This is a genomic window from Vibrio sp. Evd11 (assembly GCF_900382755.1).
In the GTDB taxonomy this organism is placed as follows: domain Bacteria; phylum Pseudomonadota; class Gammaproteobacteria; order Enterobacterales; family Vibrionaceae; genus Vibrio; species Vibrio lentus.
In genome coordinates, this window is record NZ_OSDX01000006.1 from 113,058 (window position 1) to 133,070 (window position 20,013).

The 20,013-nt window shown below is 44.7% G+C and carries 18 protein-coding genes; 4 read left to right on the top strand and 14 right to left on the bottom strand.

Features of this window, described 5'->3' with window-relative positions; translation table 11 throughout:
* Positions 1–6: 6 nt before the first annotated feature.
* From tmk to yceD, 11 genes are all read right to left on the bottom strand, one after another.
* A complete protein-coding gene (tmk, locus tag ED652_RS04070) occupies positions 7–639 on the bottom strand; it encodes a dTMP kinase (RefSeq protein WP_122053555.1) in 633 nt (210 codons plus the stop codon).
* A 10-nt stretch (positions 640–649) separates the two neighbouring features.
* Positions 650–1,666: an endolytic transglycosylase MltG gene (gene mltG / locus ED652_RS04075; RefSeq protein ID WP_122053556.1), complete on the bottom strand. Its 1,017-nt coding sequence runs from the start codon at positions 1,664–1,666 to the stop codon at positions 650–652.
* A complete protein-coding gene (gene pabC / locus ED652_RS04080; RefSeq protein ID WP_122053557.1) occupies positions 1,663–2,541 on the bottom strand; it encodes an aminodeoxychorismate lyase in 879 nt (292 codons plus the stop codon). The genes mltG and pabC overlap by 4 nt, the downstream gene beginning before the upstream one ends.
* 104 nt (positions 2,542–2,645) lie before the next feature.
* Positions 2,646–3,890, bottom strand: a complete 1,245-nt coding sequence (gene fabF / locus ED652_RS04085; RefSeq protein ID WP_060467361.1) for a beta-ketoacyl-ACP synthase II — start codon at positions 3,888–3,890, stop codon at positions 2,646–2,648.
* A 93-nt stretch (positions 3,891–3,983) separates the two neighbouring features.
* A complete protein-coding gene (gene acpP / locus ED652_RS04090; RefSeq protein ID WP_012603569.1) occupies positions 3,984–4,217 on the bottom strand; it encodes an acyl carrier protein in 234 nt (77 codons plus the stop codon).
* Between the two features lie 166 nt (positions 4,218–4,383).
* Positions 4,384–5,118 carry a 3-oxoacyl-ACP reductase FabG gene (fabG, locus tag ED652_RS04095; RefSeq protein ID WP_010437280.1) on the bottom strand — a complete coding sequence of 245 codons (735 nt, stop codon included), beginning with the start codon at positions 5,116–5,118 and terminating at the stop codon, positions 4,384–4,386.
* A 25-nt stretch (positions 5,119–5,143) separates the two neighbouring features.
* Entirely contained in the window at positions 5,144–6,067 is a 924-nt protein-coding gene (fabD, locus tag ED652_RS04100) for an ACP S-malonyltransferase (protein ID WP_122053558.1), read from the bottom strand.
* Positions 6,068–6,147: 80 nt separating this feature from the next.
* Positions 6,148–7,098 (bottom strand): beta-ketoacyl-ACP synthase III, encoded by a 951-nt coding sequence (locus ED652_RS04105; protein ID WP_122053559.1) that lies wholly within the window; start codon positions 7,096–7,098, stop codon positions 6,148–6,150.
* 5 nt (positions 7,099–7,103) lie between these two features.
* Positions 7,104–8,129 (bottom strand): phosphate acyltransferase PlsX, encoded by a 1,026-nt coding sequence (gene plsX / locus ED652_RS04110; RefSeq protein WP_012603565.1) that lies wholly within the window; start codon positions 8,127–8,129, stop codon positions 7,104–7,106.
* A 9-nt stretch (positions 8,130–8,138) separates the two neighbouring features.
* Positions 8,139–8,309: a 50S ribosomal protein L32 gene (gene rpmF, locus ED652_RS04115; protein ID WP_004737376.1), complete on the bottom strand. Its 171-nt coding sequence runs from the start codon at positions 8,307–8,309 to the stop codon at positions 8,139–8,141.
* A 44-nt stretch (positions 8,310–8,353) separates the two neighbouring features.
* Positions 8,354–8,881 carry a 23S rRNA accumulation protein YceD gene (gene yceD / locus ED652_RS04120; protein WP_004733994.1) on the bottom strand — a complete coding sequence of 176 codons (528 nt, stop codon included), beginning with the start codon at positions 8,879–8,881 and terminating at the stop codon, positions 8,354–8,356.
* Between the two features lie 149 nt (positions 8,882–9,030).
* On the opposite strand from yceD, the gene ED652_RS04125 reads away from it, so the two are divergent.
* Entirely contained in the window at positions 9,031–9,612 is a 582-nt protein-coding gene (locus ED652_RS04125) for a nucleoside triphosphate pyrophosphatase (protein ID WP_122053560.1), read from the top strand.
* 240 nt (positions 9,613–9,852) lie between these two features.
* Here ED652_RS04125 and rluC read toward each other — a convergent pair whose 3' ends face one another.
* Complete coding sequence (rluC, locus tag ED652_RS04130; protein WP_122053561.1) at positions 9,853–10,797, bottom strand: 23S rRNA pseudouridine(955/2504/2580) synthase RluC; 945 nt, start codon at positions 10,795–10,797, stop codon at positions 9,853–9,855.
* A gap of 617 nt (positions 10,798–11,414) precedes the next feature.
* Here rluC and rne point away from each other — a divergent pair.
* Complete coding sequence (rne, locus tag ED652_RS04135) at positions 11,415–14,603, top strand: ribonuclease E (protein ID WP_122053562.1); 3,189 nt, start codon at positions 11,415–11,417, stop codon at positions 14,601–14,603.
* Between the two features lie 258 nt (positions 14,604–14,861).
* Positions 14,862–16,409: a SulP family inorganic anion transporter gene (locus ED652_RS04140; protein ID WP_102465492.1), complete on the top strand. Its 1,548-nt coding sequence runs from the start codon at positions 14,862–14,864 to the stop codon at positions 16,407–16,409.
* Between the two features lie 114 nt (positions 16,410–16,523).
* Here ED652_RS04140 and ED652_RS04145 read toward each other — a convergent pair whose 3' ends face one another.
* Positions 16,524–16,973, bottom strand: coding sequence for a low molecular weight protein-tyrosine-phosphatase (locus tag ED652_RS04145; protein ID WP_122053563.1), 450 nt, complete (start codon positions 16,971–16,973; stop codon positions 16,524–16,526).
* Positions 16,974–17,057: 84 nt separating this feature from the next.
* On the opposite strand from ED652_RS04145, the gene cobO reads away from it, so the two are divergent.
* Complete coding sequence (gene cobO / locus ED652_RS04150; protein WP_122053564.1) at positions 17,058–17,663, top strand: cob(I)yrinic acid a,c-diamide adenosyltransferase; 606 nt, start codon at positions 17,058–17,060, stop codon at positions 17,661–17,663.
* Positions 17,664–17,883: 220 nt separating this feature from the next.
* On the opposite strand, the gene ED652_RS04155 is transcribed toward cobO, so the two are convergent.
* A complete protein-coding gene (locus ED652_RS04155) occupies positions 17,884–20,010 on the bottom strand; it encodes an AsmA family protein (RefSeq protein WP_122053565.1) in 2,127 nt (708 codons plus the stop codon).
* Between the last annotated feature and the right edge of the window lie 3 nt (positions 20,011–20,013).

Here is a 20,013-nt window from a genome sequence, read left to right on the forward strand (position 1 = left end):
GACTACCTACTGTTTGTCGAGCCAAGCAGTTAACGCGACTTTAATATCAGCGGCTACTTGCTCAATTTCTTGCTGCGCATTAATCACAAATACAGAATCATCTTGTTCTGCAATTTCTAAATAGCGCTCACGCGTGCGGTCGAAAAATGAGATGTCCATTTTTTCAATTCTATCAAGCTCACCACGGCCTCGAGCACGCTCTAACCCTACTCTAGGGTCTAGGTCCAAATATAGCGTTAGATCGGGCTTAAAGCCGCCTAGCGTGGTTGATTTCAGTGATTCCATAGTCGTGCGTGCGATCTGGCGGCCACCACCTTGGTATGCCTGTGAAGACATATCATGACGATCACCCAATACCCATTGACCACTGTCTAGTGCAGGCTTGATGACGTTTTCTACTAATTGAACACGTGCTGCATACATCAACAACAACTCAGTCATGTCTTGAAGCTTCTCGCCTTCGTGCTCTTCTTTAACTAATGAGCGCATCTTTTCAGCTAAGACAGTACCACCCGGCTCGCGAGTATTAACAATATCCTCAACACCCGACGCTTTTAATGTCTCAACGATGGCATTGATTGCTGTGCTTTTGCCTGCGCCTTCAAGGCCTTCAACCACGATAAATTTCGACTGATTCATAATTATTTCTTTATCTGTTTTTTCTTAATTGCTTTAAGTAAGCTCGTACTGCACGGTTATGCTCAGTCAAACTCTTTGAAAATACGTGACCACCTGTTCCACTCGCAACGAAATACAAGTAATTGCTCTTCTCTGGATTCAACGCCGCGTTGATCGACGCTTTGCCTGCCATAGCGATAGGTGTCGGTGGCAATCCACTCATTGTATAGGTGTTGTATGGCGTTGGTGTGCGTAAGTCTTTCTTACGGATGTTGCCATCGTAGCTGTCACCCATGCCGTAGATAACCGTTGGATCAGTTTGCAGACGCATACGCTTGTTCAAGCGATTAACGAACACAGAAGACACACGTTCACGCTCTGATGCTACTGCAGTCTCTTTCTCAATGATAGACGCAAGAATTAGCGCTTCATATGGCGATTTAAGAGGCAGTTTCTCGGCTCTATTTTCCCATTCATCATTGACTACGTTCATTAGATCTCGGTGGGCACGTTTCAACAAATCTAAATCCGTTGTGCCGTAGGTATAGTGGTATGTTTCCGCTAAGAAAAGGCCTTCTAGCTTTTCATTTTCGATACCAAGCTTTTGTGCGATCTCTTTTTCAGAGACATCATTCAACGTCTGCTGAATGAATTCGTTGTCTTTTAGCTGAACAAGCCACTCGTCAAAACGACTGCCTTCTACGAAGGTAATGGTAAATTGGTGCTCTTTCCCTTCTACAAGCACTTGTAGCGCCTGCTCTAGGGTTAAACCGGGTTCAAGCAGGAATGTACCCGCTTTTACGTCTACAAGCTCAGGATGTAACTTACGGATTAATTTCTCGTAAGGAGAAGCTTCAAAAAGCCCCTCGTTAATCAACTGTGCTAGAACACGGTTAAAGCTGCTGCCTGAAGCAACGGTAACCACCTGCGGTTTTTCTAATTGAATAACTTGTTTCAGGTTATCTTGCGCTTGGTTGTAAACATAAAAACCAGCAGCAGCGGCTGCGATTAAGCACAAGATAATAAAAATAAATAACTTTTTGATCACGAGTTTAGTTGTCCTTGAAGGCTACGAGTAAAGGTTCCAATGTTGAATTGGGTATCACTAATACGGGTAACTGGGGCAACCCCTAAGATGGAGTTGGTCATGAAAATCTCATCAGCTTGCATGAGTTGAGATAAGCAGTAGTCACTAATTGTAACGGAAAGTTCAGCTTGATTCAGCGCGGTTAACACTTGCTTACGCATAACCCCTGCCACACCACTTTGCGTGAGTTGAGGTGTATATATCATCTGACCTTTTCGCCAAAATAGATTGGCCATGGTGGTTTCAATCACATTGCCCGAGATATCAAGAACTACACCATCAGCTTCATCGGCCTGATCCATTTCATCTTTCATCAAGATCTGCTCAAGACGATTATTGTGCTTATGGCCTGCGAGCAGTGGGCTCAAACCTAATGCTTGTTGGCAGATACCGAGTTCTACACCAGAATCTTGCCACGCTGAATAATGACGAGGGAAATCAAATGTACTGATGGTTATCGTTGGCTTGGCGATATTCTTGGCACTGTAGCCACGACCGCCGGCCCCACGGCTAACGTGTAGCTTAATCCCAGCTTTTTGATTATGAGGCTTGTTTGTATCATGGAGGATCTTTGAACCATAAAGGCTCTTTGTTCCGTGAAGATCGTTATCTTGGATATGTTGAAGTGCATTATCGATCCAAAGGCTAACAACATCCCAATCAAGTGTCGGAATACGTAACGCTTTAAGGCATTCGTCGACACGACATTGATGATCATAAAAATGTTGAACCTGACCTTCTTGGACAAGCATGGTGGTAAAACAGCCATCCCCGTACTGAAACGAGCGATCCAAGATATCGACAGTTTGCTGGCTTTCTCCATCAACCCAAAACATGTTTTTCCCCATAAAAAGAAACGGCTCAATGCTAAAGCATCAAGCCGTTTAAAAACAAGTCTAATTATGACTATCTACGAATGTTTACATCTTTAATAAGATGATTAAATCTTTTTGAAGATCAAACAGCCGTTTGTACCACCGAAACCGAATGAGTTACATGCAGCATATTCCATACCGCTAACTTTACGCGCAGTGTGGGGTACTAAGTCAATATCTAAGCCTTCTTCAGGATCATCTAAATTGATTGTTGGTGGAACAATTTGATCAATTAGAGACATCGCTGTGATGATCGCTTCAGCAGAACCAGCAGCACCTAGAAGGTGGCCTGTCATTGATTTCGTAGAAGAAACCAAGACTTGCTTGCTGCCTGCTTCGCCAAGAGCACGCTTGATGCCCTTAACTTCAGCTACGTCACCTGCAGGAGTCGAAGTACCGTGTGCGTTAACATAACCGATTTGTTCACCAGTAATGCCTGCATCACGCATAGCCGCTTCCATTGCTAGTGCACCACCAGAGCCATCTTCACTTGGAGATGTCATGTGGTAAGCGTCACCCGACATACCGAAGCCAACTAGCTCACAGTAAATCTTAGCGCCACGAGCTTTAGCATGTTCATACTCTTCAAGAACCATCATGCCTGCACCGTCGCCAAGAACGAAGCCATCGCGGCCTTTGTCCCATGGACGAGAAGCTTTTTGAGGCTCATCGTTACGAGTAGACAGTGCTTTAGCCGCACCAAAACCGCCCATACCTAGTGGTGTCGATGCTTTTTCAGCACCACCCGCTAGCATTGCGTCAGCATCGCCGTATGCGATCATACGAGCCGCGTGGCCAATGTTATGTAGGCCAGTCGTACATGCCGTAGAAATCGCGATGTTTGGACCGCGTAGACCACGCATGATAGACATGTGACCCGCAATCATGTTCACGATCGTCGACGGTACGAAGAACGGGCTGATTTTACGAGGGCCTTTTTCAGTTAGAGCTTGGTGACCGGCTTCGATCAAACCAAGACCACCAATACCAGAACCGATAGCAACGCCTACACGAGGAGCGTTTTCTTCAGTAATAGTTAGGGCTGAATCATCTAAAGCTTGAATACCTGCTGCGACGCCGTACTGGATGAACAAGTCCATCTTACGAGCATCTTTTTTAGTCATATACTCTTCGCAGTTAAAGTCTTTAACTAGACCTGCAAAACGAGTTGAGAAATTGGTTGCATCAAAATGATCGATATTAACGATACCACTTTGACCAGCTAGCAGGGCTTTCCAAGAGGATTCTACAGTGTTGCCTACCGGCGACAACATACCCATGCCAGTGACAACTACACGACGCTTGGACACGATATTACACTCCGGGGATTGAGGTGATTTAAGATGAGGATAGATAAGTTAGATAAAACACAGGCGGTCAAGGTGACCGCCTGGGAGAGATTATTACTGAGCGCTAGTTACGTAATCGATAGCAGCTTGAACAGTAGTAATTTTCTCAGCTTCGTCATCTGGGATTTCAGTGTCGAATTCTTCTTCTAGAGCCATTACTAGCTCAACTGTGTCTAGAGAATCTGCACCTAGGTCATCAACGAAAGAAGCTTCGTTTTTAACTTCAGCTTCGTCTACACCAAGCTGTTCAACAATGATTTTCTTTACGCGTTCTTCGAGGTTGCTCATTTTTTCTTTTCCTTTACAGAGTTCGCTTTATGCGATGTTTTCCGTAGTTTATTCAATCTATTGAAAGTTGCAAGGTCAACTTTTCTGGTCAAACCACAATTTTCACGATTTTAACCGAAATTACGTATGATCTTGACTTAAATCATGCACAAATGTTGCACATAATTTACACCATGTACATACCGCCATTGACGTGAAGTGTTTCACCTGTGATATAAGCTGCCGCAGGTGACGCCAAAAATACCACAGCTTCAGCGATTTCGCGAGGGTCACCTAGTCGACCTGCTGGTACATTCGCCAAAGTTGCTGCACGTTGGTCATCATTTAGCGCTTTAGTCATGTCTGTTTCGATGAAACCTGGAGCTACAGTGTTCACTGTAATACCACGAGACGCAACTTCACGAGCCATTGATTTAGTGAAACCAATTACACCAGCTTTTGCTGCTGCGTAGTTAGCTTGACCAGCGTTACCCATAGTACCGACTACAGAGCCAACGTTTACGATACGGCCTTGGCGCTTCTTCATCATGCCACGCAATACAGCTTTAGACATGCGGAAGATAGGCGTCAGGTTAGTATCGATGATGTCATTCCACTCATCGTCTTTCATACGCATAAGAAGGTTATCACGAGTGATACCTGCGTTGTTAACTAGAATGTCAATCGCACCGAATTCATCGTTGATGGTTTTCAGTGTAGCAGCAATTGAGTCAACATCAGTGACATTAAGAGCAAGACCTTTACCGTTCTCACCAAGGTACTCGCTGATTGCAGCAGCGCCGCCTTCAGACGTAGCAGTACCAATAACTTTAGCACCACGTTCAACTAAAAGTTCAGCGATTGCACGACCGATGCCACGGCTTGCGCCTGTAACTAGTGCAACTTTGCCTTCTAAATTCATCATAACTTCTCTATTAAGTGTTTATTTACTTAGCAGCTTCTAGTGATGCAGTGTCATTAACTGCAGCAGCTGTCATAGTTTTTACGATTCGTTTTGTTAGACCAGTAAGAACCTTACCTGGGCCTAATTCTAGTAGCTTCTCAACGCCTTGCTCATTCATCGCTTGTACGCCTTCAGTCCAACGAACTGGGCTGTAAAGCTGACGAACAAGTGCGCTTTTGATTTTTGCAGGGTCTGTTTCAGCAATAACATCGACGTTATTGATAACAGGCAGTGCCGGCGTGTTGAACTCCAGAGCTTCTAGAGCAACCGCTAGCTTGTCTGCTGCAGGCTTCATAAGAGCACAGTGAGACGGCACAGATACAGGTAAAGGAAGAGCACGTTTCGCGCCTGCTTCTTTACATAAAGCACCAGCACGCTCTACTGCCGCCTTGTTACCTGCGATAACAACTTGGCCAGGAGAGTTAAAGTTAACTGGAGACACAACTTCGTCTTGCGCCGCTTCTTCACACGCTTTCGCAATCGCTTCATCATCTAGACCGATGATTGCGTACATTGCACCAACGCCCGCAGGAACTGCTTCTTGCATTAGTTGGCCACGTAGCTCAACCAGCTTGATCGCTTCTTTAAAGTCGATAACACCCGCACATACTAGTGCAGAATATTCGCCTAGGCTGTGGCCTGCTAGGTTTGCAGGTTGCTCTAGACCAAGCTCTTGCCATACACGCCAAATTGCAACAGACGCAGTGAGTATAGCCGGTTGAGTACGGAAAGTTTCATTTAGATTTTCTACTGGACCATCTTGAACCAATGCCCATAGATCGTAACCAAGTGCTTCTGAAGCTTCAGCAAATGTCTTTTTAACAACATCATACTGTTCGCCTAGGTCAGCAAGCATACCGATAGCTTGAGAGCCTTGGCCTGGGAATACGATAGCAAATTTGCTCATTGTAATTTTCCTTTAAGCAAAGCAAAAAATTGAATAAGGCACATAAGTTATGTGCCTTGTTTGTTGATTATCGCTTGGGGTTAGAATTTAACTAACGCAGAACCCCAAGTGAAGCCGCCGCCAAATGCTTCAAGTAGAAGCGTTTGACCACGTTTAATTCGCCCGTCGCGAACAGCCTCATCTAGGGCCGTTGGTACGGTTGCTGCCGACGTATTGCCGTGCTTATCAAGAGTAATCACTACTTGATCAAGCGACATTGTCAGCTTTTTAGCGGTTGCAGAGATAATACGGTAATTCGCTTGATGCGGAACTAACCAATCAAGCTCTGACTTATCCATATTGTTCGCCGCTAATGTGTCTTTAACTAGCTTAGAAAGCTGAGTTACTGCCACTTTAAATACTTCGTTGCCTGCCATGTGCAGCCATTTGTCTGCATCACCGCCACGCTTTGGTACTTCTAAGCTTAGAAGCTCACCGTATTTACCGTCAGAGTAAATGTGAGTAGACAAAATACCTGGCTCTTCGCTTGCGCCTACAACCACCGCACCTGCTGCATCACCAAATAGGATGATAGTAGAGCGGTCAGTCGGATCACAGGTTTTTGACAGTGCATCCGCACCGATTACCAAAACATTTTTACACATGCCAGTCTTGATGTGTTGATCAGCAACAGACAGTGCGTAGACAAAACCAGAACACGCCGCAGCCAAATCAAACGCAGGGCAGCCTTTGATACCAAGCTTGCCTTGTACCTGACATGCCGAAGACGGAAATGTGTGGCTACTGCTGGTTGTCGCAACGATGATTAAATCAATATCTTCTTTGTCGATACCTGCCATTTCAATGGCATTCTCAGCAGCGTAAAACGCCATATCCGCAACAGTTTCGTTTTCCGCTGAAATACGACGCTCTTTAATACCTGTTCTAGCAACGATCCACTCATCGCTAGTCTCTACCATTTTCTCTAAGTCTGCGTTAGTACGCACCTGAGATGGCAAGTAGCTGCCAGTACCTAAAATTTTGCTATACATGAAGACTAATAATGCCTCTCGAGTAAAACCGCTTCCAAACGATCGCTAATGCGACTGGGGACTTGTCGTTTGACCTCGTGTACTGCCTCACCAATCGCGTTGACGACTGCAGACACATCAGCACTTCCATGGCTTTTAATGACAATGCCGCGCAATCCTAACAAACTTGCGCCGTTATACTGGTCGGGGTTCAAGGTTTTTAATTCAGTAAATAGCTCAGAAAACAACATTCTGGCGATCCAACCCTTTATTGTTGAAGCCATCATGCGCGTTTTTAGCTTATCAATAAAGAGCTGAGCCGTACCTTCACACGTTTTTAAGCAGACATTGCCCACAAAACCATCACATACGACGACATCAGCAGCATCTTGAAGTAATTGATTACCTTCAATATAGCCTATGAAGTTCACAGACTGAGTATTCGACAACATTTCAGCGCATCGTTTTACAAGGTCATTGCCTTTGATTTCTTCAGCGCCGATATTCAAGATAGCGACACGAGGCACGCGACCTAAATGTTGTTCTGCTAATGCACTGCCCATTACGGCAAACTGAAACAGTGAATCCGCGTCACTAGAAACGTTCGCTCCTAAATCAAGCATCCATGTACGGTTGCCAGAAGCGGTAGGCAAAGCTGAAACCAATGCAGGCCTATCAATACCAGGAAGGAGTTTGAGTCGGAAACGAGATAACGCCATCAGTGCGCCGGTGTTGCCACCACTCACACAAGCATCAGCTTGTGACTCGGCAACCAGATCGATAGCAGCACGCATAGAGCTACCCTGACTGTTGCGTAGGGCCAGTGAAGGTTTTTCAGAATTGGAAATGACTCGATCACAATGCTGGATACTCAAACGAGAATCAGGCATTCGACCTAATGAAGATAATTGAGATGTGATCGCGTTGCGATCACCTATTAGAATGACTTTTAGCTCTGGGAAATACGACAGTGCCTGCACGGCGGCAGGCACTGTAACACGAGGACCGAAGTCCCCGCCCATTGCATCAAGCGCAACGGTTAGATTTTGCAAAGGTCAACCTTACTTGTTGATAACCTTTTTGCCGCGGTAGAAACCTTCGGCAGTCACGTTGTGACGTAGGTGAGTTTCACCTGAAGTTGCGTCTACAGAAAGTGCTGCTGTAGTTAGCGCATCGTGTGAACGACGCATGCCACGCATTGAACGTGATTTCTTGCTCTTTTGTACGGCCATTGACCCTACTCCTATGTAAATTCTTAAAGATACTTACTAATAAGTTACTTCTTTAAGTTTTTTAAAACATCAAATGGATTCGGCTTTTTATCTTCCTCAATTTCTTCAGGAAGTTCACCAAACACCAAGTTATTTGAGTTAACGCTACATTTCGCATCGTCGTGCATTGCTATTTGTGGCAATCCAAGGATGAACTCGTCTTCAACTAATTGAATCAGGTCTAACTCACCGTACTCGTTCAGATCTACCAAATCGTACTCTTCCGGTGCTTCCTCTTCACTTTTCTCGCTGTAAACAGGAGTATAAGTAAATTGGACATCGCACTCATGTGCGAAAACCTCATTACAACGTTGACACTCTAAATCGACTTCGACGTTAGCTTTACCAGAGATAACGACTAATCGTTGTTCATCAAGCCCAAATGACATTGAGACTTGCGCGTCACGTTTTACGCCTTCAGTTGTTTCAGTTAAACGCTTCAAAAGACTGACTTGAATGATACCATCCATATCGAGTCGTTTTTGAGCCGTTCTTGCCGGATCAACTGTACGCGGTATTTTTTCCTTTTGCATAGGGCGCGAATCTTATCTTCCAAATCGTGTTTAGTCAAAGGAAATGGCAAAAAAAATGTACTTTCCTACCTTTCCTGTTCAGAGCATTATGAATAGCAGGATAAGTTACGTTATCCTGAACTAAATGCTTACACGAATTGTAAATTAAAATGAGAAATTACCAACTAGTTTTAGCTTCTACATCTCCATTTAGGCAAGAGATCCTCAAAAAACTACAGTTAGACTTTGTCACAGCGAAGCCTGACTGCGATGAAACGCCACTTCCAAAAGAGACACCTCAACAGTTAGTGACGCGTCTTGCCGAGACAAAAGCCAAGTCTTGTGTGGTTGAAAAACCAAGCCTAGTGATTGGTTCCGATCAAGTGTGTGTGATTGATGGAGAAATCATTGGTAAACCACACACTCGTGAAAAAGCGATTGAGCAACTATCTCGCCAAAGCGGTAAAAGCATCACTTTCTATACTGGGATAACGGTATGGAACAGTGAAACCAATAAAGCCGACACTCGCTTAGATACCTTTATCGTGCATTTCCGTGATTTAACAGATCAGCAGATCATTGCTTATGTTGAGAAAGAGCAGCCTTATTACTGCGCTGGCAGTTTTATGTGTGAAGGGTTAGGTATCGCGTTATTTAAGAAAATGGAAGGTAAAGACCCGAATACCTTGATCGGCTTACCGCTGATCGATCTGGTCGATATGTTAGAAGCGCAAGGAATGAATGTGTTATAGCGGGTACTCTCTCTGTTGGAGATTCCCGACTCCTTCCTTCGTCAGTCTAGGGAAGGACGAAGATAACTACATTATCCAATCAGCTCATGATGTAGAACCTGACTTTAAAAAGTCGTCATCCTCAAGAGCGAGTTGGGGATCTTCTACAACAGATGAAAACAAAAAAGTTTGACGAATTTCGTCAACCTTTTTTGTTAGTAGAGAAGTAAGGCTAAAAACAGCTAACCCTTGCGTATCTTCTTAAAGCTTACGTAGACCAGTGAGTGCTCTCTCTAGCCTTTTTTCCATTGGAGCCGAGATATCCATCTTCTCTTCGCTACCTGGGTGGGTAAACTTAATGTTGGCGGCATGTAAGAACAAACGATTCAATCCCACTTTACCCGTGTAAGCATCAAAGCGACGATCACCGTAACGGTCGTCCCAAGCAATTGGGTGGCCAGTATACTGAGCGTGCACACGGATTTGGTGCGTACGGCCGGTAATTGGGCTTGCCTGAACTAACGTCGCATCTTGGAATTTTTCCAAAACCTTAAAACGAGTTTCAGAAGCCTTACCATTCGGGTTAACGCGAACAATGCTGTTTACTTCGTTTTTCAATAAAGGGGCATTAACCACTTTACAGCTGTTCTTCCATTCGCCCATCACTAAAGCGAAGTAGTATTTTTGAACCGTTTTTTCACGGAACTGTGCTTGAAGGTGTCTTAGCGCCGAGCGCTTCTTAGCAACAAGCAAAATGCCAGACGTATCTCTATCAATACGATGCACTAATTCAAGAAAACGAGCATCAGGGCGAAGTGCACGCAATGCTTCAATCGCGCCAAACTTTAACCCGCTACCACCGTGAACGGCAGTCCCCGACGGTTTATTAAGAATCAGCATGTGATCATCTTCATAAATGATGCACTGTTCCAATTCCGAAACCTTATTGAGTCTAGTGCTTGGTACGTTCTCTTCTGTTTTCTCTTCAATAGTGACTGGTGGAATACGAACTAAATCACCTGCTTTTAGTTTGTATTCAGCCTTGATGCGTTTTTTGTTTACGCGGACTTCGCCTTTACGCACGATTCGGTAAATCATGCTTTTCGGGATATTTTTTAATTGGTTGCGTAAGAAGTTATCAATACGCTGACCAGCCATATCTTCGTCAATGTCGACAAATTGGACTTGGGTTCTAATTTCGCTCATTGGGCTATTGTATCACTGTCACTTTTGATAATTGAGATTTTCTTAACCCTATTCTGAACTTATTTATCTATAATCCCTGCTGATCTATCCCTAAAAGGTCATTGAAGTTCTATATTTCTTTGATTCTTCGAACAAAAAAGCACCAAGCTTCCTGCAAATTAAAATATCAATTGATAAATTATTTATAGACAGTGAGTTAGAGCTATCAAAACCCAAACAAAAACTGTTTTTTTTACCGCATTACGACAAAGCAGATTGCTGTGTTTACCGACCACTGCTATAGTTCACAGCTGCTATCAGTGGATTGACTAATATTTAAACAGCTAACCATTCATAAGCAAGTAAATGAGTAGATGACTCAGATTAGACAGTGCTGCAATCGGCGTAAGACACGGTCAACTGAGTTCCTTATCGCTCTACTCACGTACACTCATGTTGAGTATTCACCGCCACATCGCGGATCATAGGCTAACTCCCTATGATGACTGACGTGCCCCAGAGCATCCCTCTCCAGCCGGGAGGCTGCACCGATAAAGCCATGGGATCTGGCACCATGAGAAACGAATAAAGCGATAAGACCAATGATGAAAATAAGAAAAGACAATGAGAATTTCTAAATGAAAAGAATGTTAATTAACGCAACTCAAAAAGAAGAGTTGCGTGTCGCTTTGGTTGATGGCCAGCGACTGTTCGATCTAGATATCGAAAGTCCAGGTCACGAGTCAAAGAAAGCGAATATCTACAAAGGACGTATTACCCGTATTGAACCAAGCCTAGAAGCGGCATTTGTTGATTACGGCGCAGAACGTCACGGTTTCCTCCCTCTTAAAGAAATTGCCCGCGAATACTTCCCTGAAGGTTATACATACCAAGGCCGTCCTAGCATTAAAGAAGTGCTAAGAGAAGGACAAGAAGTAATCGTACAAGTTGAGAAAGAAGAACGTGGTAGCAAAGGCGCTGCACTGACAACTTTCATCTCTTTGGCTGGTAGTTACTTAGTTCTTATGCCTAATAACCCTCGTGCTGGCGGTATTTCTCGTCGTATCGAAGGTGATGAACGCACTCAACTGAAAGCAGCATTAAGCACTCTTGAGCTTCCTCAAGGCATGGGCTTAATCGTGCGTACAGCAGGTGTTGGCAAAAGTGCAGAAGAGCTAGAGTGGGACTTGAACGTTCTATTGAATCACTGGGGCGCTATTAAGCAAGCTTCTGATTCAAATGCAGCTCCTTTCCTTATTCACCAAGAAAGTAACGTTATCGTTCGCGCGATTCGTGACTATCTACGTCGTGATATTGGCGAGATTCTAATCGACAGCAATACTATTTTTGAACGTGCACAAGCGCACATTCAATTAATACGCCCAGATTTCATGAATCGCGTTAAGAAATACGATGGTGAAGTGCCACTATTCAGCCATTACCAGATTGAAAGCCAGATCGAATCTGCTTTCCAACGTGAAGTTCGTCTTCCGTCTGGTGGTTCTATCGTGATCGACCCAACAGAAGCTCTAACTTCTATCGATATCAACTCTGCTCGTGCAACAAAGGGCAGCGATATTGAAGAAACAGCGCTAAACACTAACCTAGAAGCAGCCGATGAAATTGCACGTCAATTACGTCTACGTGACCTAGGTGGTCTTGTTGTTATCGACTTCATCGATATGACTCCGGTTCGCCACCAACGCGAAGTTGAAAGCCGTCTACGTGATGCCGTTCGTTTAGATCGTGCACGTGTTCAGATTGGTCGTATTTCTCGCTTTGGTCTTCTAGAGATGTCTCGTCAACGTTTGAGCCCATCACTAGCAGAAGCAAGCCACCACATTTGTCCTCGTTGTACAGGTACTGGTGTTGTTCGTGATAACGAATCACTAGCACTATCTGTTCTACGTCTGATCGAAGAAGAAGCTCTGAAAGACAACACAGCACAAGTACTTGCTGTTGTGCCTGTTCCAATCGCTTCTTACCTATTGAACGAGAAACGTCGCTCAGTAAACCACATCGAGAAGAACCAAGAAGTTAAGATCACTGTAGTTCCTAACTCTGACATGGAAACACCACACTTTGAGGTTATCCGTGTTCGTGAAGGTGAAGAGTTCGATCTACTGTCTTACTTGCTGCCTACCAAGCTAGAAGCTCTAAAAGAAGTAGAAAGCAAAGAACCAGCAGAACAGACTATTCGTCCTAAGAAGATCGAAGAGCCAGCTCTTAAAGGCTTCGCGGCTCCTGCTCAATCAGCACCGACTCCTGCTCCAGCACCTAAAGCTGTAGAAGAGAAAAAATCTGAATCAGCAGCGACTCAAGAACCAGGCTTAGTTGGTCGTTTCTTCAAAGCTATCGGTAGCTTCTTATTTTTCTCTTCAACTCAAGAAGAGAAAAAAGAAGAAGAGAAGCAAGAAGAGAAACCTAAGAACAATCGCAACAATGGTAACCGTCAACGCCGTGATCGTAACGACAACCGCCGTCGTAACCAACGTGGTGACCGTGGCGAACAACGTAACGAGCGTGGTGACCGTAGCGAACAACGTAACGAACGTGGTGACAATCGTAACGAAAACCGTGACAACAAACGCCGTCGTAAACCAGTTCGTGATGAGAAACCTGAAGAGCAGAAAGAAACTGCTCCACAGCAAACTCGTCAGCCTCGTAAGCCTAAGCAAGACCGTCGCAATAAGCCACGTGATGAGCAGAAGCAACGCGAAGAGCTAGCACCATCTAAATTAGCAGAAGAAGGTCTACAGCTAGCGGCAGAAGCTCAAGCTGATAAACTAGAAGCGCCTAAGGCTAAGCCAGAAGCGAAAGCAGCTAAGATTAAAGAGCGTCGTCAGCGTCGTAAACTGAACAAACAAGTTCGTATTAAAGACCAACAAGCTGAAGCTGCAGAAAACTCGTCAAATGAGTCTGCTGTTGCTAAAGAACAGTCTATTGCGAAAGATCAATCAGTAGCACAAGAGCAGAAAGTTGCGGAACAAGTAGAAGCAACTCAAGCAAACTCTGAGCAAACTGAACAGGAAGAGCCGAAGCAACGTCGTAACCGTCGTTCTCCACGTCACCTACGTGCAAGTGGTCAACGTCGTCGTCGCGGTCGTGATCGTCGCCCTAACCCATTCCGCCTACGTAAAGGTGGTGTAGCTTCTCCAGAGATGGCTATGGGTAAAGTGATGCCTCGCTTCATTCCAAAACCTCACCATAATCAGACAAAACCTGAAATGGACGTTGCTGTTGAAACTCAGGTTGCTACTGAAACTCAAGTTGCTGTTCAAGCTCAAGAACAAAATACAGTTCAAGAGAATGCACCTCAGAGCAACGTAGTGATGGCTGGCGGTTTTGCTTGTCCTGAATTAGCTATGGGTAAAGTAATCATCTCTCGTGAAAACGCAGTTGTTGCTGAAGAAACTCGCTCTGAAGCTCAGGTAACTGAAGCTCCTGTAGTCGTTGAAGAAGCACCAGTGGTCGTTGAAACTGAGAAAGTTGAAGCTCCAGTGATTGTAGAAGCAACGAAAGTCGAAGCGCCTGTTGCAGCAAAAGAGACAACACCAGTTGTTGAAGCTGAAGCACCTAAAGCTGAAAGTGCAAAAGTTGAAGAAGTGCCTGTTGTAAAAGCAGAAGCTCCTCAAGCTGCACCAAAAGCAACGGTTGCGAAGAAGCAAGCAGGCTCACCAATGACTAAAGCTCCTGGTCCACAAGAGATCAAAGAGATTGAAGTTGTTGCAGCTCCGTTCCGCACTGAGCGTTTTGTATCGAAAGGTGCAGGCAGTCAGGCAGCGTCGAACAAAGCTGGCGCAGGTATGACTAAGCCAAACTACTAGTGATTACTAATAAATAATTACAAGTAAACAGAATCAAAGGCTGCTTATTAAAGCAGCCTTTTTCATATCTACTAATCGAATAAAAATTAACAGATATATTACTCAAAGTTAGGTTCAACCTTGAACTTAGTCACATTTTTGGGTAGCATTCGCGCACTTATCTTTTCGACACTTAGCTATTGCCGCTCTTTTCCATCACTGTTTGGCTACGCAATACACTCGTGTCGGTAAATCCATTTTTAGCATAGCTGAGCAAACATGTTCGAATTCCCACAATTTTCAAAGCACTCTGTAAAAAATGACGTGCTTTCAGGTCTTACAGTAGCCCTAGCTCTGGTACCTGAAGCCGTAGCATTCGCCTTTGTTGCTGGCGTTGACCCAATGGTTGGTCTTTACGCAGCATTCATCGTAGGTTTAATCACTTCTGTCTTCGGCGGTCGTCCAGGTATGATTTCTGGTGCAACTGGCGCAATGGCTGTTGTAATGGTGAGCCTAGTAGCAACCCATGGCGTTCAATACCTATTCGCAGCCGTTATGCTGGCTGGTCTTCTGCAAATTGCAGCGGGTGTATTCAAGTTAGGTAAATTTATCCGTATCGTTCCACACCCAGTAATGATTGGTTTCGTGAACGGTTTGGCGATTGTGATCTTTCTTGCTCAGCTTGGTCAATTTAAAGCGCCAGACGTAACGGGAGCGTTAACTTGGTTACCAAGCGGCCAAATGACACTAATGCTAGGCCTAGTAGCACTCACTATGGGTATCATCCACTTCTTACCTAAAATCACTACAGCAGTACCTTCTTCACTGGTTGCTATTGTAACGGTAACGGCTTTGGTTGTAGGACTTGATCTCGAAACTCGTACTGTTGTTGACTTCCTACGTACGATGTCTGGTGACGAAGCCGCTACGCTAGCGGGCTCTCTACCAACTTTCTCAATTCCTGCAGTTCCGTTTTCTTTCGAAACATTGCAAATCATCCTGCCATACGCAATTATCCTTGCAGCTATCGGCTTGATCGAGTCTCTACTGACACTGACGGTACTAGACGAAATGACAAACACTCGTGGCCAATCTAACCGTGAATGTGTTGGTCAAGGTATGGCTAACGTAACGTGTTCTGTATTCGGTGCGATGGGTGGTTGTGCGATGATCGGTCAATCGATGATCAACGTAAACTCAGGTGGTCGTGGTCGTCTTTCAGGTATCGTAGCGGCAGTTGCACTACTAATGTTCATCCTGTTTGGCTCTGCATTGATTGAAATGATTCCTCTAGCAGCACTTGTGGGCGTAATGTTCATGGTTGTTATCGGTACGTTTGAATGGGCAACCTTCAAGCTTGCGCGTCGCGTTCCTAAGCAAGATTTTTTCGTTATCGTTCTGGTTACCGTGGTAACAGTACTAACGGACCTTGCGGTCGCTGTTGGTGTGGGTGTTGTTGCTTCGGCACTCATGTTCGCATGGCAACATGCTAAACACATCTACGCAGACAAATCAGTTAACGCTGAAGGCTCTAAAGAGTACAAAGTTAACGGTCCAATCTTCTTTGGTTCAACCGCTAACTTCCTTGAGTTGTTTGACGCATACAACGATCCACAAGATGTTATCGTTGATTTCGCAAACTCACGCGTGACTGATCACTCTGCAATTGAAGCGATCGACACGATTGCTGAGCGCTACGCTGCATTAGGTAAGACACTTCACCTTCGCCACCTAAGCCAAGACTGTGTTGCTATGCTGCACAAAGCCGGTAGCTTAGTTGAAGCGAACGTTGCAGAAGACCCAATCTACAAAGTAATGTCTAAGTAAGCTTAGTCATAACCTAAAGCTAGATTTAGAAAGGCCGGCATTGAATGTCGGCCTTTTTTATACCTATAAGCCAGCCCTTAGACTTATTACCCAACAACAAACATTGCCCCCATACTACATTGAGCGCAATATCGCTTCGCTAGACTCTTCAATCAAATCCAACACCAATTCAAAACCATTTCCCTCACCATAATAAGGATCCGGGATCTCTTGATACTGCGACTCTCCAAAACTCAAAAATAGCGCGAGCTTATATTGGAGGTGGGCAGGACACTGATCCGTTAGATCATCTAAGTTTGCCTTATCTGCGGCCAGTATTAAATCAAACTCATCAAAATCATTCATCACTACCTTGCGAGACGTAATACCTTTGAAGCTGTAGCCACGATTTTCACCTGCTGACTTAGAACGTGAATCTGGTGGGTTACCTTGATGGAAGCCAATCGTCCCCGCGGAGTCGACCGTTACATCAATATCCATCTGCTGGGCCTTCTTTCTGAGCACCGCTTCACCTGTTGGCGAACGACAAATATTCCCCATGCAAACAACGAGTATCTTTTTCATCCGTAATCACCTGTTCTTCCGATGGTTTTTGCTATCGTTAAGTTAGGCTATGATAGGCACAATCACAACTTAAAAGGATTTGTTATGTCGACCGAAGACAACAAAGAACAACGCCATAAAGCAAGACAACAGAAAGTAAAAGAACAAGTCGATGCACGTGTTGCAGCAGCGCAAGAAGTGAAAGGACTATTGTTGGTTATCACTGGTAATGGTAAAGGAAAATCAACATCCGGTTTTGGTACCATTACACGTGCAGTTGGTCATGGTAAGAAATGTGCCGTTGCACAATTTGTCAAAGGGACTTGGGATAACGGCGAAAAGAGCGTTCTTCAAAAACTGGATGTGGAATTCCAAGTTATGGGAACCGGCTTCACTTGGGAAACCCAAAACAAGGCTCAAGATATCGAAGCCGCGCAGCGCGTGTGGAAAGAGTGTCAGCGCATGCTAGCCGATGAGTCGATTGATGTGATTCTGTTTGATGAGCTGACTTACATGGTGAGCTATGGCTATATCGAACTGGATGAAGTGGTGGAAGCTCTGAATAACCGCCCTAAAATGCAGTCAGTAATCATTACTGGGCGTGGCGCGCACCGCACTTTAACGGAGATGGCAGATACTGTTTCAGAAGTTCGTAACGTAAAACACGCTTTTGAATCTGGAGTCAAAGCTCTGCAAGGCGTTGACTGGTAATCGCATTCAACTAGAGATCCCCGACTCGGTCATTCTTCCCTCTCGAGGATGACGACTCTTCAGTGTTACTCCCCTAAATAAAGGACGAGCACCGATCGTCATTCCCTAGAACGAGGGACGAGTGTCATAGGGAATCTCTCGAAAGTAATATAAGCATCCAAAAAAAAGCGCCATTCCTTCAACAGGAATGGCGCTTCGTTTATATGCGAGTTAGAAAGGTTTAGTTAAAGAAGCCTTTCAACAAACCATCAACCGCTTCTTTGGTCTTCTCGTCTTTGATCTTATCCGTTAGCTTATTCACACCACGGTCGATCTCTTTCTGTGCTTTTTGTTTCAACACATCATCAAAAACAAGCGCAAATTTCGGGTCAGCCCATTGGCCTGTCACCTTAATTGGGATGGTCACATCTTTCAGGTCATCAATGTTCTTACCGCCCTGACCTTCAAGCGAACCAACAATCGATGTACGAACAAGGAAGTCGACCGTTTCATTGATGAAGTTTGCTTTACCTTGGCCGGTCACACGTAGCAGTGGTGACTGTGCCGATAAGTCGTTCGTTGAAACCCAACCCTTATCAACTTTCAGTGTCGCTTTCATTGCACTGAAGTCAGTCTTTTGAGTCTCATCTTTGCTTTCGACTTTTTCGCCTTTGATCTTAGCGTAATTTTCTCGAATCAGTTGAGCAACGTTGATGCCATTTACCGCACCGTCTTCAAAGTTAATCGCGATGGTTCCAACTAGGTTCTTCTTGATTCCAGTTGGCGTCAGGCTCTTACCTTTAACGTTAACATCGATATTACCGGTACCTTCCAGCATGTCGTTATTCGCTACATCAACCAGTAACGGTTGAACCTTAACGCCTTTAATTTTCTTCTTAGCCGTGTAAGTCGCTGGTGTTTTACGAGCGTCTAGCTTAGCGGTAGCAGAAATAGAGCCTTGGTAAAGATTCGATGTGAATGATGTTAGCTCTGCGATACCACGGTTTACCGAAAATGCTGTTTTAACGTTCTGCATTTTCGCATTGCTCGCCTTGAACTTATCAATCGTGATATCACCTTTCACGTCGAGCGTTTTCAATGCAGAAAGGTCAGGTTCGACTTCTTTCGCCGGAGCCGAGCTGCCAGCACTTGAAGTTGAGCCACCAGCAGAATCTGAAGGCGCGGTGCTCGCAGTTTCTGTTGAGTTGCCTAAACCTAAGAATTCATCTAAATCAATATTCGGGCTATGGAGAGAAAAACGAACCTTTGGTATTTCAGATAGGGTTACGTCTGCTTTACCGTCTAAAGCAATAGCGTTAGCTTGTAGCTTCTCTAACACAAAGCTCAGGTGGCTCTTGTTAAGATCGAAGCTTAAATCAGACTGCATGTCGACTTTCATTGGAGACTGAGGAAGCGTGTCGCCTTTGAATGTTGAGTCTAACGTTAATTTGTTCAGCGTTACTTTTGAAATCGCGCTATCGACGGTAAGTTCACCGCCACCTTTAAGATCAAGGTCAAGGCCAGCCGCATTACCGATTACAGCGTAAGTCAGTTGGTTTACCTTATCGAACTCAAACGTATTCAAACCAATCTTTGCTGACTCAATCGACGTTGCTGGATCATTGAACTTAGCGTTTAAGTCAATATTACGCAGTGCGTAACTTGCAAAGCCTTCCGCTAATTTGAATTCAGCACTGCCGTTTGCAGAGAACTTCTGTTGATTGTTTTCACCAGAAGCCGCAAACGTGGCGGTTGTCCATGTATCAACGGCAAACTCAGAAAGGTTCAAAGACACATCGTATAGCTTAGTGAATGAACCAGCTTGTTTGTCGTCCATCTCAAACAATGCATTTGAAACAGTGACGCCTGCAAGGTTGATCGTCCAGCCAGATGCGTCTGTAGCACTTTGCTCTTGGGGCGCAGGTGTTGATTCAGAACTTGCGTCAGCTGCAGGCTCAGACTCTTGAGGAGCTGATGCTTGCGTTAGCGCGTCGATATTCTTACGACCATCTTTAAGCGTTTCTAAATAGAATTCTGCACCATCTAGAGTAATGTTGCCGATCTCTAGTTGGTTGCTAAATAGCGGGGTAACAGAAACATCAACGCCAACGGTATCAACCTTAAACAGGTTTGGTTGGGTGAATCCTTCAGGGTTACGTAATTCAGTCTGACCAAGTTCGAAGCCAATAGATGGGAAGAATTGCCAGTTGATATCGCCCTCGATCACGAGCTCTAGGCCTGTGTGTTTTTGGGCTTGTTCGACAATTAATGGCTTAAATTGGTTAGGGTTCACTAACAGCACTAGTGCCAGAATTGCTGCAACGACAACAAACACTGGTACAGCTATGAAAATGAGTAGTTTCTTCATCCG

What these genes read in the sequence shown, in the direction of transcription:
- fabG (WP_010437280.1), bottom strand. Translation starts at nt 5,118, where the DNA reads ATGAATTTAGAAGGCAAAGTTGCACTAGTTACAGGCGCAAGCCGTGGC.
- rpmF (WP_004737376.1), bottom strand. Translation starts at nt 8,309, where the DNA reads ATGGCCGTACAAAAGAGCAAGAAATCACGTTCAATGCGTGGCATGCGT.
- yceD (WP_004733994.1), bottom strand. Translation starts at nt 8,881, where the DNA reads ATGCAAAAGGAAAAAATACCGCGTACAGTTGATCCGGCAAGAACGGCT.
- rluC (WP_122053561.1), bottom strand. Translation starts at nt 10,797, where the DNA reads ATGAGCGAAATTAGAACCCAAGTCCAATTTGTCGACATTGACGAAGAT.
- rne (WP_122053562.1), top strand. Translation starts at nt 11,415, where the DNA reads ATGAAAAGAATGTTAATTAACGCAACTCAAAAAGAAGAGTTGCGTGTC.
- pabC (WP_122053557.1), bottom strand. Translation starts at nt 2,541, where the DNA reads ATGTTTTGGGTTGATGGAGAAAGCCAGCAAACTGTCGATATCTTGGAT.
- cobO (WP_122053564.1), top strand. Translation starts at nt 17,058, where the DNA reads ATGTCGACCGAAGACAACAAAGAACAACGCCATAAAGCAAGACAACAG.
- ED652_RS04125 (WP_122053560.1), top strand. Translation starts at nt 9,031, where the DNA reads ATGAGAAATTACCAACTAGTTTTAGCTTCTACATCTCCATTTAGGCAA.
- acpP (WP_012603569.1), bottom strand. Translation starts at nt 4,217, where the DNA reads ATGAGCAACCTCGAAGAACGCGTAAAGAAAATCATTGTTGAACAGCTT.
- ED652_RS04140 (WP_102465492.1), top strand. Translation starts at nt 14,862, where the DNA reads ATGTTCGAATTCCCACAATTTTCAAAGCACTCTGTAAAAAATGACGTG.
- ED652_RS04145 (WP_122053563.1), bottom strand. Translation starts at nt 16,973, where the DNA reads ATGAAAAAGATACTCGTTGTTTGCATGGGGAATATTTGTCGTTCGCCA.
- ED652_RS04155 (WP_122053565.1), bottom strand. Translation starts at nt 20,010, where the DNA reads ATGAAGAAACTACTCATTTTCATAGCTGTACCAGTGTTTGTTGTCGTT.
- fabD (WP_122053558.1), bottom strand. Translation starts at nt 6,067, where the DNA reads ATGAGCAAATTTGCTATCGTATTCCCAGGCCAAGGCTCTCAAGCTATC.
- ED652_RS04105 (WP_122053559.1), bottom strand. Translation starts at nt 7,098, where the DNA reads ATGTATAGCAAAATTTTAGGTACTGGCAGCTACTTGCCATCTCAGGTG.
- tmk (WP_122053555.1), bottom strand. Translation starts at nt 639, where the DNA reads ATGAATCAGTCGAAATTTATCGTGGTTGAAGGCCTTGAAGGCGCAGGC.